The following is a 12765-nucleotide window of genomic DNA, read 5'->3' on the forward strand; positions in this document are numbered from 1 at the left end:
GCGGCCTCATCATGTACTGCTCACCATCCGGGTGAGCGACGCAGAGGCTGCGATCGCCAGCTGTGCGACTGATGGTCCGTGTGTGATTCTGGTGCGGTCAGGGCCAGTTCGATGGCGTGTTCGATGTGCAGGCGGGTGGAGTCGAAGAGCGGCACCGAGGTGTCGGCCGGGCCGATCAGCAGCGGGATCTCGGTACAGCCGAGGACGACACCCTCGGCACCCTGTTCGGCCAGGGAGGCGATGATCCGGGCGTACTCCCGTCGCGAGGAGTCCTGGATCCGCCCCCGGGTCAGTTCGTCGTAGATGACGTCGTGGACGAGCACACGGTCCGGCCTGTCCGGAACGAGGACCTCGATCCCGTGCTCCGCCATCCGGGCCCGGTAGAACTCACCCTCCATCGTGAACCGCGTCCCCAGCAACCCAACAGTGCGCATGCCCGCCGTACGGATCCGCTGTGCTGTCGCGTCGACGAGGTCCACGAACGGGATCCGCACCGCGGCCGCGATCGCCGGCGCGACCCGGTGCATCGTGTTGGTGCACAGCACGACCAGCTCCGCCCCGGCCCTCTCCAGACCCACCGCGGCCTCGGCGAGCCGCTCAGCGGCACCCCGCCAGTCATCGGCCCGCTGCATCGCCTCGATCTCGGCGAAGTCCACGGTGACCATCACGCTCGGCGCGCAGTGGTGCCCGCCCAGCCGGTCGCGGGTGAGCCCGTTGAGTAGCCGGTAGTACTCCGCCGAGGACTCCCAGCTCATCCCGCCGATCAGACCGATGGTCCGCACGTTTCCTCCTGATGTCCGTATCCGTGGGTACCAGCGTGCTTCGCACCCGGCACCCGCGATAGCCCCCTCTTCCTTGCCCGACCCCCAAGAGATACTTGGGGGCGTGGACACGCACCGACTGCTGATCTTCCGAGAGGTCGCCCGCACCGAGTCGATCGCTGCGGCGGCCCGCAAACTCGGCTGGACCCAGCCCGCCGTCAGCCAGCACCTGCGCCAGCTCGAACGGCAGGCGGGCCTCCCGCTCGTGGTCCGCCACTCCCGCGGCATCAGGCTCACCGAGGCCGGCACGACGCTGCTGCGCCACGCCGACGCCATCGCCACCCGCCTGCATGCGGCCGAGGACGACATGGCCGCACTCGCAAACCTCAGCGCCGGCACCGTACGCCTGGCGGCCTTCCCCTCCGCCTGCGCCACCCTCGTGCCGACCGCCATGACGAACCTGGCACGTCACCACCCCGGGCTCGAGATCCGCCTGACCGAGTGCGAACCCCCCGAGGCAGCCCACCTGGTGACCAGTGGAGAGGCCGATCTCGCCGTGCTCTTCTCGCACGACAACCAGCCGCCGGACCACGGCCCCGACCTACGGCTGGTCCCGCTCACCAACGACCCCGTGAGCCTGGTCGTCCCCACCGGCCACCCCGCCGCGACCGCCACCGAGCCACTGACGTGCCTGACATCGACCCCGTGGATCGCCGGCTGCCCGAGCTGCGCCGCCCACCTCACCCGCACCTGCGAGGCCGCCGGCTTCACCCCCGACATCCGCCACAGCACCGATGACTACGTCGTCATCCAGAACCTGGTAGCCCGCGACCTGGGCGTCGCCCTCCTACCGCAGCTCGCCCTCGACGCCTACCGCCACCCCGACGTGCAGGTGCTCCCGCTCGGGATCACCGGCCGGGCCCTGTACCTGCTGTGCCACCGCGAAGCCCTCCAGATCCCCGCCGTCACACAGGCCACCCGCGCCCTCCAGCAGGCAGCAACCGCACGCTAGCCGTGGTCGTGTCAGTCCCGCCGGGTGCAGCACCATCGCAGCTACACCTCTCGCGGCGCGTGAATCGCCCTGGCTGAGCGCGGACGTCTGGGCCGAACCGCAGCGGGCGAAGGCGCTGCTCGGCGTGCTGCCGGACGGTCTGGCGCTGCCCGAGCGGCTCACCGGCCGCGAACTGCTGCGGTTCATGGGGCAGTTGCGCGGACTGCCGACCGGCGAGGTCGAGCGGCGAAGCGCCGAACTACTGGCGGTACTGGACTTGGACCAGGCCGAACGGACCCTGGTCCTGGACTACTCCACCGGCATGCGGAAGAAGGTCGGCTTGGCGGTCGCCCTGCTGCACGCGCCGCGGCTGCTGGTACTGGACGAGCCATTCGAGGCGGTCGACCCGCTCTCCGCCGCGACCATCCGCGCCATCCTCCGCCGTTTCGTGGCCGCGGGCGGCTCGGTGGTGCTCTCCAGCCACGTGATGGCACTGGTCGAGCGACGGGAGCGCGCGGGCCGCACGGCGCGGGCGAGTGTCGGCAGCGCGGCGGGTGCTGGGCACTGGCCCCATCCGGGCGGTTGCGGCGAAGGAACTGCATACCTGGTGGAGGGACCCGCACCGGGGCCGCTTCCTGCGAATGGCGTTGTGGTGTCGGCGGCCGGGGCCGTCGCGGTGTGGCGGCGGGCCGCCCGGCGGACGCGCGGGTCCGGTCGAACCCTCACCGATGCGTAGCCTCGGCTTCGGAGACGACCGCCGGCTCACCAACGGTCGTGCACTGCGTCCGGCCCGCATCCGCCAGATTGGAACCGGTGTCGTGATTACGGGGCGTCAAGCACTGGTTCCTCGCGTACGCCTTCCCGTCTCGCTGGCCGGGCCCGAACCGTCCGGCAGTGCCAGTCCGTCCCGACGGTGTCAGGGCTGCTTACCACCCGCCTCGCCATCCCCCGGGACGAACTGCCCTCAGCTTCAACCAGGTTGCTGCGACAACCCGGCGGTGCAGACCTCTCACCTCACTCGACTCCATGGCGCCTCGTGGTGCACCTACCCGATATGGCGAGCGAGGGTACGTCTACCTCGGCACTGTCACCGCCGCCGCTCTCCTCATCTGGCTCCGATCATGATTCGGCAGGCAGGAGCGCGGCGATTTCACCCAGAACTCGGGCCGCCGGTGCCGGGTCGACCAGCCACTTCAGGTGGCTGCTGATGAGCGTACGGACGTCGTAGGGGTTCTCCGGCGTCAGCGCGTCGCCCTCGCGGATCATCCGGTCCTGCATGGCGAGCGGCACGCTGGTGTCCTCAGCCAGCCGGACGTACGTCTTGGGGATCCGCCCCCAGGTGTCGGGCTGCGCCCGGTCATCGGGTGTGCCGGCGTCGAGGTTCTCGTCGGGCTGGAAGGTGTTGAGGAAAACCATGAACTCCTCGTCCGTCCCGTCGGCGAGGAAAGCCGCCTTGAAGGCCGCGAGGACGCCAGGGTCGGCGGTGCGGAAGTTGGAGCGCAGCAGCCCGAGCTCGGCAGGGTTCCCGACCATCGCCGATGCCAGCCCCGTGGCGTCGACCGTGGCCATCTCGGGCTCGGCATAGTAGGAGCTGACGTCGAGGTCGACGGGGCACCAGGCGGAGACATAGACGATGCGGTCGATCAGGTCGGGCCGCTGGTTGGCTGCGACGGTGGCCGTCATGCCGCCGCGGCTGTGTGAGACGAGGATGACGGGCCCGTTCCGCTTGGCCCGCTCCAGTATCCCGATGAGGTGCGCGGCGTTGTCGGCGAGCGTGACGCCCTTGATGGCCCCGGGCGTGGTGGCGAGCCCTCCGAGATCCTGTGGTGCCTGATAGGCCCGCGGGTACGTCGCGGCGAACCCGTGCCCCGGAAGATCGACGGCGACCGAACGGTGTCCGAGGAGGCCGAGTTCGGCCTGGAGCGGTGCGAAGGAGAAAGAGTTCGCGAAAGCTCCGTGAACCAGTACGAACGTCGGTTGCATCTGTCTACACTCACTTTCTGGTTCCTCTACGGCGTCGGCGGCACGCGCGTCGCTCTTCCCGATGCCGCGAACGACCTCGCGGCCGAGGAACGAGACGTCGTCCTGCGGCGCACCATCCAGCCGCAGAGACGTCTTCGTGCATGGCAAGCGTCAGCGGTCAAGCGCGGAGTCACGAGGGCAGCGTGCGAACGGCTGCCCACTATCCGATGAGTCACACTACTCAGTGAAAGATCATCCGCACTACCCGGACGAGCCTTTCCACCTGAGCACTTCGCCACCCACCCCCGCACGGCCTCGGCCTCGCAGAACGCGCCACCGACCCGCCACTGGCGACTTCCTCCACGAGGTGTTCCACCGCCCGCGCCATCGACGAAGTCCTCGTTGAGCGGCGACGGATCGGCGAACTCATGGGCCGGGTCCGCGACTTCGACCAAATGGTCCCCGATGAGTCACTTCGGTCCCTGACCACCGAGATCACCACCCTCAACCACCGCGTCCAGCAACTGACCCGCGAACACCGCACCCTGCAAGAACGCCTCGAAGGCGCCCGCTCGAACCGAACGGCGCGGGCAACAGCACGCCGTTGCATCTCACGGTCGTCCTGCTGCGGCCGGATGATGGACGGGAGCGGGTCTTCGGGCAGGAGCCGCGCGGAAACCCGTGCGTTGGCGGAGATCGGCTTCGCCGCTCAGGACGCCCGCTGTTCCGGGACTTCACCGCTGCCGAGCTGATCGCCATGGGGCGCAAGCTCAACCGCCGTCGGGACGCGGACTTCGCCCGCGAGCGCCTGGTTGGGGCCGGCACTCCGCTCGGCGAGCCGGTCGGCACGTTGTCCGGCGGGCAGCGCGCCCAAGTCGCGCTGGCCCTCGCGCTGGCCGAGCGGCCGCGGTTAGTGCTGATCGATGAGCCGATCGCGGCGCTTGATCCGCTGGCCCGGCACGAGTTCATGCGGCCGCTGATGGGCGGCCCCGCCAACCGCACCGGCGGCGAGCAGGATCCCACCTTCCGCTATCAGGCAAGCGACGACGTCGAAATGCTCGCCCTCTCCCTACGATGAACGGTTGACCTGTTCGTCCACGTGCAGCCGCACCCACCAGTCGGCGTCAGCGTCCACGGCCGGAGCCGCAGTCGATCTGTGGTCAGCAGCACGGTCGAATCCCTGCGTCAGAACGCCAGCTCGCTACAGAGAAACCGGCAACCGCGGAGCGATCTCGGCTTCCGCTTGACGCCTACTCATCTCGGCTGGGGAACCGCGAGGATGATCCGAAACGTAGTCAACTGACATGGGTACACGTCCTTCCGAGAGCCTGGTGACGCCCAGAACATCCGTCCAGATCGGCGCTCTTGTTCCGCTGACCCGGCCTGGCTGGGTCGAGGCAGGCCGACACTTGCTCGCTGGACTGGAGCTGGCCGTTCGCGAAGTCAATGACGCCGGTGGGGTCGTCGGAAGACCACTGGAGCTGGTGGTCCGAGACACCGCGGCTGATCCACAGAGGGCCGCGGTGGCCGTGGATGAATTGGCAGGCCTGGGCGTGGCTGCCTTGGCGGGGGAGTATCACAGCGTCGTCGCTCGCGCCGCTGCCGCCAGGGCCGACGCCCTCGGCCTGCCGTTCCTCTGCTCGTCAGCGGTTCTCGACGCGCTCACCGAACAGCCAACGGAATGGGTGGCGCGCCTCGCCCCGGCGCAGTCCCACGGCTGGCAGATCTACGCGGACTTCCTCCTCAGTGCGGGCCACAGCCGAGTCGCCCTAGCAGTCGAGCCGAGTGTCTACTGGGCAGCTGGGACCCGCATTCTGCGGGACCACCTCGCTCCACGCGGCGGCACCGTCATCGAACTCGACATGCGCGCGCTCGCCCCCGCGGCCGTGTGCGACGAACTCGTCGACAATCGCGTGACAGCCCTCCTTCTTCTGGTCGGCCACCCGGAGCCGGCAGTGTCGATCGTCAAGTCCGTCCGCCGCGACCAGCGCCTCGCCGAGATCATGATTGGTGCTCCGGCTGGGCAACCGGAGTTCGCCGAATGGGCGACGTCGCTGGGCGACGACAGTGCCGCGATCCCGTTCCTGCGCTACCTGCCCGAGCGCCTCAGCCCACTCGGCACGCGAGTCGAGACGGCCCTCCGCGAGCGGCTCGCCGAAGCGCCCTCCTTCGTCGCCTTCGAGGGCTACGACACGATCGCAGTCCTCGCCGATGTGCTGCGTTCTCACGGCGCGGACCGGGCACGCACTGCCGAATCCTGGCCGCACGTTGCAGTCGAAGGCACCCGCGGGCAGATCCAGTTCTCCCGCACGCCGGGCATCAGCGTTTGGCAATGGGCTTGGACGCCAATCCAAGTCGTTGATCGAGATCCGGCGAAACCCGATCGCTTTCGGATCCTTCACGCCAGCTGGGAGAGCACGGAGGTCCCACTGCCCGGACCTGTCCGAACTTGAGGCTGTCTACCTGTCTACGTGTGAATACGGCCTCTCAGCTTCGCGGCGGGGCCCCGAGCGCAGGACCCGGGGCAACCCGCAGTGACGCCCACGGCGGGTGGGCCCTCAGCATCCGTGACGGATGGTGCTACGAAGAAGGACCGTCCGTCACGGATGATGGCTTGACAACAGCATTAGGAGGTCAGGTCACAGCCGACCCGGACGCATCCACGGTCGGAAAGACGATGACGTCGCGGTGCACCCTCAGTACGGCCAGGCTCTCCTTGGTCCGCAGCGCCGCGCGATGCTCGATGCCGACCCGGTCGGCATCGAGCATCGCGCGGCGTAGCAGCGAGTAGGGGCGCGCCCCCGCCGGGACCGAGGGGCTGGGTAGTACACGCGGTCGTAGGTGATCGGGTCCACCTCGGCGGTGTCCAGGAAGGCGAGGACACGGATCTCCTTGGTGGTGGCGAGTGGCATTTGGCAGGTCGGTGAGGTCGTCCCGGGTCATCACCTTCCATTCCCCGACATCGGAATTCGGTGTCGAAACGGGGCCCGTGCCGCGATCGCGGATAGCATCTGGCGTGCCCACTTCATCTTGACTCCGGCAAGAGTGGAGACACCACCCATGAAGCGAATCCAACGTTCCGCCGCTGGCCTGCTCGGCACCGCACTCCTGGTGGCGGGACTGACCTCGCTGGCCGCGCCTGCCCAGGCGACGACCGCGAGCCCGGCCGCGCCGCGGGCGAGCGCGATCACCTCCGACGCGACGGCCCGTGCCGAGGTGCTGGCGGCCGTCCGGCGGCAGGCGGTCACGCACCCCAACGAGACCGGCCGGCACATCTGTTATGCCGCCCACGTGCAGAACATCGGCTGGCAGTCGGCGGTCTGCGACGGGCAGATGGCGGGCACCACGGGCCGGTCCCTGCGGATGGAGGCGCTGAGCATCGCCGTCTCCGGCGTTGGCGGGGTGTGCGCGGTCGCCCACGTGCAGAACATCGGCTGGCAGCACTGGGTCTGCGCGGGCGACGGTACGGCCGTCGGCGTCGGCACTACCGGCCAGTCGCTCCGCATGGAGGCGCTGGGCATCGGCGTCGGCAGCGGCAGTGTGTGCGCCCGGGCTCACGTGCAGAACATCGGCTGGCAGTCGAAAGTCTGCGCCGCGGCCGGCCAGGCGGCCTTCGTGGGGACCACAGGCCAGTCGCTGCGGATGGAGGCGGTCATTCTGACGGTTTGACAGCCGGCTCCGGTGAGCCCGTGACGGCTTCACCGAGCCACGGTGGGCGGGCTGGCGCGGGCCGGCGACCAGCGGCCCCGCCCGCCGGTGCCCTGAGAGCGCGCCGGGCGGCACCGCGCCGCCCGGCCGGCTCAGTGATCCGCTGCCGCCCGGGCCGGTTTCGGGGCGAGGCGACGGGCGTACCTTGATGGCCTCGGACGGATCCTTGACGGGCGCTTCAGTCGCGGCGCCCATGGCAGCAGCACTCGGTGTGCCCGGTACTCGCGCGGCGCCTTGTCCGCGCCGCGGCCGCGCCGCACCGACCGGCCGACCCCGGTGGTGGCCCGCAGCGGCTGGTGGAACTGCGCCGTGCGACCCGGGCCGGCTGACATCCCGCCGGGTAGCCGTGGTCGGCCCGACATCGCCGGAGCGGAAACTCACGAGCGTTTGGCTGCCTGATCAACGCCGCAAGCCAGCCGGCGCTGGGCCCGGTATGTTGAGCCCGGGCCGAGTGGTGTCGGTCCCGGCCTTGCTGGCGGCCGCGACCGGCAGCACCCTTGCCCGAGGGTGCGCCGCATCAGCGCTGCTGTTTGCAGAAGACTTTCCGGTGCCGTTCAGCTCCCGGATCGCAGGCCTGCCATCAGCAAGGACATGCCACCGGTGGTCAAGCGCCATGCCCGAAAGAATGCCGCCCGCACCCGCGGCTGGTCAGAGCCACCAGGCTGCCGTCAACGCCGTCCGCAAGCGCCCCAGCCTGATCCCTCCGCCGCAGCGGCTGCGCCATCGACGAAGCTTTGTCGGCGAGCCGGCCGAGCTGCGTGAGCTGCTGGACCGGGTGCTGGCTGCCCATGTCGCCGGGCACGGCCACGCCGGCCACGACTCGGTGACGAATGCGGTGGTCCGGCCCGACACCACCCACAGCTCCATGCCTGACCTGGCCCACTGGCTGCCTGCACCCTGTTCTTGGTCCGCAGTCCGGCCGCGCCTCCCCTGCCCGGTCCGCTGGCCGCGGGATGATGGGTGAGTGTAGGAGGAGTTCGCTCCGGGCGAGCCAGCTGCGGGCGGCCCTTGCCCCTTTGCCCTGCCCGTCCCGCCGGAAATCGAGTGCCCGAACGAGGGCGAGGGAAGGCCGCCCTGGCCGCCCACCTCCTGCGCGCCGCCACCCGGGTAACCGGCCGCCAGAACGAAACGGCAAGACAGGGAGAAGACCCGACATGTCCAGCGAAAGCGAGAACCCACTAATCCCCTCCCCGACCTCCACGCCGCATCGGCCTAGGACGAATCGGGACTGGTGGCCGAACCAGGTGGACCTCTCGGTTCTCCACCAGCACTCGCCCCAGTCCAACCCGATGGGTGCGGACTTCAACTACAAAGAAGAGTTCAAGACCCTCGACGTCGAGGCGCTGAAGCGGGACCTCTTCGAGCTGATGACGACGTCCCAGGACTGGTGGCCGGCCGACCACGGCCACTACGGGCCGCTCTTCATCCGGATGAGTTGGCACGCCGCTGGCACCTACCGCATCGCCGACGGCCGCGGCGGTGGCGGCAGCGGCGCTCAGCGGTTCGCGCCCCTCAACAGCTGGCCCGACAACGCGAGCCTGGACAAGGCACGCCGGCTGCTCTGGCCGATCAAGCAGAAGTACGGCCGGAAGATCTCCTGGGCCGATCTGCTGATCTTCGCCGGCAACTGTGCCTATGAATCGATGGGGTTTAAGACCTTCGGCTTCGGCTTCGGGCGAGAGGACATCTGGGAGCCCGAGCAGATCTTCTGGGGCCCTGAGGACACCTGGCTCGGAGATGAGCGCTACAGCGGACCAGGGGAATTCGCCGAGCCTTTCGGCGCCGTGCAGATGGGCCTGATCTACGTGAACCCGGAGGGGCCGCAAGGCAACCCGGATCCGCTGGCTGCCGCCCGGGACATTCGAGAGACCTTCGGTCGTATGGCGATGAACGACGAGGAGACGGCTGCGCTCATCGTCGGCGGCCACACGGTCGGCAAGACCCATGGTGCAGTCGATCCCCAGTACATCGGTCCGGAACCCGAGGCCGCCCCCATCGAGCAGCAAGGCCTCGGCTGGAAGAACACCTTCGGCAGCGGCAAGGGCGTCCATGCGTTCACGAGCGGGCTGGAGGGCGCCTGGACCAGCCAGCCGACGAGGTGGGACAACGGCTTCCTGGACAACCTGTACAAATACGACTGGGAGCTTACGGTCAGCCCCGCCGGGGCCAAGCAGTGGACTCCCAAGGATCCGAAGGCCCAGGGCGCCGTGCCCGACGCTCATGACCCGTCCAAGCGGCACGCCCCGATGATGCTGACGACGGACCTGGCGCTGAAGCTGGACCCGATCTACGGGCCGATCACGAAGCGTTTCTACGAGAACCCCGACCAGCTCGAGGATGCGTTCGCCAGAGCGTGGTACAAGCTGCTGCACCGCGACATGGGACCCCGCTCGCGCTACCTGGGCCCGTGGGTCCCCGAGCCACAACTGTGGCAGGACCCCACCCCAAAGGTCGACCACGAACTGATCGCAGAGGCGGACATCGCCGCCCTCAAGGGCACGATCCTCGCATCGGGGCTGTCCATCTCCCGGCTGGTCTCCACCGCGTGGGCCGCAGCTGCGAGCTTCCGCGGCACCGACAAGCGCGGTGGGGCCAACGGGGCGCGGATCCGCCTCGCGCCGCAGAAGGACTGGGAGGTCAACCAGCCGGCCGAGCTGACCAAGGTGCTGCAGAACCTCGAGCAGATCCAGCAGGACTTCAACCGCTCGCAGTCCGGCGGCAAGAAGGTCTCGCTCGCCGACCTGATCGTGTTGGGCGGGTGCGCGGCCGTCGAGCAGGCGGCGAAGAGGGCCGGGTACGACGTCACGGTCCCGTTCGCGCCGGGGCGTACCGACGCCTCGCAGGAGCAGACCGATGTGGAGCCGTTCGCCGTGCTCGAACCGACCTACGACGGGTTCCGCAACTACCTCCGGGCCGGCGAGAAGCTGCCGGCGGAGACCCTGCTGGTGGACCGGGCGTTCATGTTGACGCTGACCGCTCCGGAGCTGACGGTTCTCATCGGCGGGATGCGGGCCCTGAACGCCAACGTCGGGCAGTCTCGGCACGGTGTCTTCACCGATCGGCCCGGGACGTTGACCAACGACTTTTTCGTGAACCTGCTCGATATGGGCACGGTGTGGAAGACGTCCGCCTCGGCTGAGAACGTGTTCGAGGGGCGGGATCGCGCCACGGACGAGGTCAAGTGGACCGCCACCGCCGTCGACCTCGTCTTCGGTTCGGACTCTCAGCTCCGAGCCATCGCGGAGGTCTACGCCCAGGACGATTCGAAGGAGAAGTTCGTGCGTGACTTCATCGCCGCGTGGGACAAGGTCATGAACCTCGATCGGTTCGACCTCGCCTGATCCCGATGTCCGGGTCGGCCGGTGGTACTGGCAGGCCCGGACATCCTCGGTCGGGCCTCCGGCCTCGTGGTGGTCAGGTTCGGCTCCGGGTCGGGCAGAGCCTTAACGGATCGGTGCAGCCGAGTTGGTGCCGCCGTTCCGTTCGAATGTTGGGTCGTGATGCCTGTCTCCCCGAGGCCGTTGCGGCCTCCGATTATGGTGGTATGCGGCGTCGACGTTTGCAGATGGTGGCGGTCGGCTGGACGGCGGACGGACGCTTTTGCACGGCCTGGCCTTCGATGCCGAGCGCCAGCTCGGCGGCGCTCGGCGTCCCAAGCTCAAGCCGCTCGCCTTCGCCTGGTCTATCGCCCCGACCACCTGGACCACCGCGCTGCGCACCGGCGACGACACGGCCCGCAAGCGCGCCTGCCCAACCTCGCGGCTGGCATCTGGGAGTTCGGCCCGTGGGCCTGGCGGCACACCGTCGTCCGGTCCCGCTTCGAGACCGGGGAGACGTTCTCCCTGCACTACTGCCAGGACCCGGACAGCGGCGAGCCGCTGCGTCTGCACGTGAACTTCGAGAAGCCGGTGGTCCGGACGCGGATCGGGATCGACACCCTGGACCCGCTCGTCGACCTGGTGGTGGATCCCGACCAGTCCTCGGCGTGCTGGAAGGACGTCGACGAGTACGACCACGGCCGCCGGTTCGGCTTCATCACCGACGACGACCATCACCTGGTCGAGCAGGCCCGGGTGCGCGCCTTCGGCCTCCTCCAGGGTCGGGCCGGACCGTTCGCTGATCCGTGGCCGTGCTGGGCGCTGGATGCGGTGCGGCCGCTGCCCGTTCTGCCCGACGGAGCCGACCGGGCGGCGTCCACACCCTGGAACTGCCGCCAGGGCGTACTGACACGGCCTCAACAGTCATTCATATGATCGAAGGTATGGAAAGCTTCACGATGGTCGAGTTCCCCACCACCTCCGCTCGGGAATCCGCGGAGTTCTTCGGGTCTGTTTTCGGTTGGGGGGCGACGCAGTACGGCCCGGAGTACACCGATGTGGACTGCGGCGGCGGAGTCAGCCTCGGCTTCCAACAGGACCACTCAGAAGCTCCGGCCGGGCCGCTCGCCGTGATCCAGGTGGACGATCTGGAGGCGACGCGAAGCGCGGTACTCAAGGCGGGCGGCACCATCACGGTCGAGGCATTCGACTTTCCCGGCGGCAGGCGCTTCCATTTCCGGGAGCCGGGTGGCAACGAGCTTGCTGCATGGACGCCGACGGGACAGTGAGCCACCTCGGCCGAGGCCATGCTTCTCGATCATCTCCCGGCCTACAGCTGGATCCACCCGCGCGCCGGGAGAAACCGATTTCGTGTTGGCACGATTGTCGCCTATGGTTGTCTCACCGACGCGGGGTGGAGCAGCTCGGTAGCTCGCTGGGCTCATAACCCAGAGGTCGCAGGTTCAAATCCTGTCCCCGCTACCACCAGGGCCGGGGTTGGCGCATGAATGCGCCAACCCCGGCCCTGTTCGTTGGTCGGCCCGCTGTGCAAGCAGGACTCGCCGGGAGCTAGCTGACTGTCCGGCAGATGGCCGTCCTCACCCAGAAGGCCTCCACCCAACGGTCGAGCTGTTCGCGTTCTAATACGGCGTCAGCCGGCGGAGGCGACCCAGCCCTCGCAGGTAGTCGCGGCCGACCCGGTCCAGCCCGCCCGCCGTGGCCTCGGCTGTGTCCCGGCCGTCTGGCCGCACGGTCAGGAACTCCGGAAGGTCGGTCGCCGAGAACAGGTCGAACAGCATCGCCGAGCGTGGGTTCCAGCGCCGCCCGAGCTGCTCGTGCCACTGCCCGAGCTCGCTCTCGGGCTGGTGGGTTGCCAGCAAGTGGAGGCTCAACGACAGTTCCGAGGACATGTCGGCGGCCGGTGCGATCCGGGTGAGCGCCAAGTCCTGGTCGGTGAAGCAGATCTTCAGCACCTCCTGATCCTGGGCCCTTCCGCTGCTCGACGACAAGGCATTCGTCGTGAAAC

Annotated in this window: 11 protein-coding genes, 1 tRNA gene and 2 pseudogenes; 10 read left to right on the forward strand and 4 right to left on the reverse strand. The window is 68.9% G+C overall.

The genetic code is table 11. The annotated features are described in order from the left end of the window. Positions 1-20: 20 nt before the first annotated feature. On the reverse strand, positions 21-782 hold the full coding sequence (locus ABD369_RS25015) for an aspartate/glutamate racemase family protein (RefSeq protein ID WP_344638784.1): 762 nt from the start codon (positions 780-782) through the stop codon (positions 21-23). Positions 783-885: 103 nt separating this feature from the next. Between ABD369_RS25015 and ABD369_RS25020 the strand changes: the two genes are divergently transcribed. Next, positions 886-1773, forward strand: a complete 888-nt coding sequence (locus ABD369_RS25020; protein WP_344638785.1) for a LysR family transcriptional regulator — start codon at positions 886-888, stop codon at positions 1771-1773. 82 nt (positions 1774-1855) lie between these two features. Further along, positions 1856-2254 (forward strand): annotated as a pseudogene (locus tag ABD369_RS25025) (ATP-binding cassette domain-containing protein); the annotation flags it as partial. A 617-nt stretch (positions 2255-2871) separates the two neighbouring features. On the opposite strand, the gene ABD369_RS25030 reads toward ABD369_RS25025, so the two are convergent. Further along, positions 2872-3735 carry an alpha/beta fold hydrolase gene (locus ABD369_RS25030; RefSeq protein ID WP_344638852.1) on the reverse strand — a complete coding sequence of 288 codons (864 nt, stop codon included), beginning with the start codon at positions 3733-3735 and terminating at the stop codon, positions 2872-2874. 568 nt (positions 3736-4303) lie between these two features. Between ABD369_RS25030 and ABD369_RS25035 the strand changes: the two are divergent. Together ABD369_RS25035 and ABD369_RS25040 are read left to right on the forward strand one after the other, a co-directional pair. Beyond that, a pseudogene (locus ABD369_RS25035) lies at positions 4304-4792 on the forward strand (ATP-binding cassette domain-containing protein); the annotation flags it as partial. Between the two features lie 226 nt (positions 4793-5018). Continuing rightward, positions 5019-6167, forward strand: coding sequence for an ABC transporter substrate-binding protein (locus ABD369_RS25040; protein ID WP_344638786.1), 1149 nt, complete (start codon positions 5019-5021; stop codon positions 6165-6167). A gap of 181 nt (positions 6168-6348) precedes the next feature. Here ABD369_RS25040 and ABD369_RS25045 read toward each other — a convergent pair whose 3' ends face one another. Then, complete coding sequence (locus ABD369_RS25045) at positions 6349-6483, reverse strand: hypothetical protein (protein WP_344638787.1); 135 nt, start codon at positions 6481-6483, stop codon at positions 6349-6351. A gap of 291 nt (positions 6484-6774) precedes the next feature. On the opposite strand from ABD369_RS25045, the gene ABD369_RS25050 reads away from it, so the two are divergent. From ABD369_RS25050 to ABD369_RS25075, 6 genes are all read left to right on the forward strand, one after another. After that, positions 6775-7383, forward strand: coding sequence for a hypothetical protein (locus ABD369_RS25050; RefSeq protein WP_344638788.1), 609 nt, complete (start codon positions 6775-6777; stop codon positions 7381-7383). A gap of 664 nt (positions 7384-8047) precedes the next feature. Beyond that, complete coding sequence (locus tag ABD369_RS25055) at positions 8048-8386, forward strand: hypothetical protein (RefSeq protein WP_344638789.1); 339 nt, start codon at positions 8048-8050, stop codon at positions 8384-8386. A gap of 190 nt (positions 8387-8576) precedes the next feature. Further along, positions 8577-10763 carry a catalase/peroxidase HPI gene (gene katG / locus ABD369_RS25060; RefSeq protein ID WP_344638790.1) on the forward strand — a complete coding sequence of 729 codons (2187 nt, stop codon included), beginning with the start codon at positions 8577-8579 and terminating at the stop codon, positions 10761-10763. 195 nt (positions 10764-10958) lie between these two features. Further along, a complete protein-coding gene (locus ABD369_RS41550) occupies positions 10959-11675 on the forward strand; it encodes a DUF402 domain-containing protein (RefSeq protein WP_486327286.1) in 717 nt (238 codons plus the stop codon). A gap of 8 nt (positions 11676-11683) precedes the next feature. After that, complete coding sequence (locus tag ABD369_RS25070; protein WP_344638792.1) at positions 11684-12028, forward strand: VOC family protein; 345 nt, start codon at positions 11684-11686, stop codon at positions 12026-12028. A 119-nt stretch (positions 12029-12147) separates the two neighbouring features. Then, positions 12148-12224, forward strand: a tRNA-Met gene (locus ABD369_RS25075). 155 nt (positions 12225-12379) lie between these two features. On the opposite strand, the gene ABD369_RS25080 is transcribed toward ABD369_RS25075, so the two are convergent. Next, positions 12380-12712 carry a hypothetical protein gene (locus ABD369_RS25080; protein ID WP_344638793.1) on the reverse strand — a complete coding sequence of 111 codons (333 nt, stop codon included), beginning with the start codon at positions 12710-12712 and terminating at the stop codon, positions 12380-12382. Between the last annotated feature and the right edge of the window lie 53 nt (positions 12713-12765).

The organism is Kitasatospora cystarginea, assembly GCF_039533515.1.
Taxonomy (GTDB): Bacteria; Actinomycetota; Actinomycetes; order Streptomycetales; family Streptomycetaceae; genus Kitasatospora; species Kitasatospora cystarginea.

Coding starts and splice junctions, on each gene's coding strand:
- ABD369_RS25030 (WP_344638852.1), bottom strand. CDS start 3,735: ATGCAACCGACGTTCGTACTGGTTCACGGAGCTTTCGCGAACTCTTTC.
- ABD369_RS25040 (WP_344638786.1), top strand. CDS start 5,019: ATGGGTACACGTCCTTCCGAGAGCCTGGTGACGCCCAGAACATCCGTC.
- ABD369_RS25045 (WP_344638787.1), bottom strand. CDS start 6,483: ATGCTCGATGCCGACCGGGTCGGCATCGAGCATCGCGCGGCGCTGCGG.
- ABD369_RS25050 (WP_344638788.1), top strand. CDS start 6,775: ATGAAGCGAATCCAACGTTCCGCCGCTGGCCTGCTCGGCACCGCACTC.
- ABD369_RS25055 (WP_344638789.1), top strand. CDS start 8,048: ATGCCGCCCGCACCCGCGGCTGGTCAGAGCCACCAGGCTGCCGTCAAC.
- katG (WP_344638790.1), top strand. CDS start 8,577: ATGTCCAGCGAAAGCGAGAACCCACTAATCCCCTCCCCGACCTCCACG.
- ABD369_RS41550 (WP_486327286.1), top strand. CDS start 10,959: ATGGTGGTATGCGGCGTCGACGTTTGCAGATGGTGGCGGTCGGCTGGA.
- ABD369_RS25070 (WP_344638792.1), top strand. CDS start 11,684: ATGGAAAGCTTCACGATGGTCGAGTTCCCCACCACCTCCGCTCGGGAA.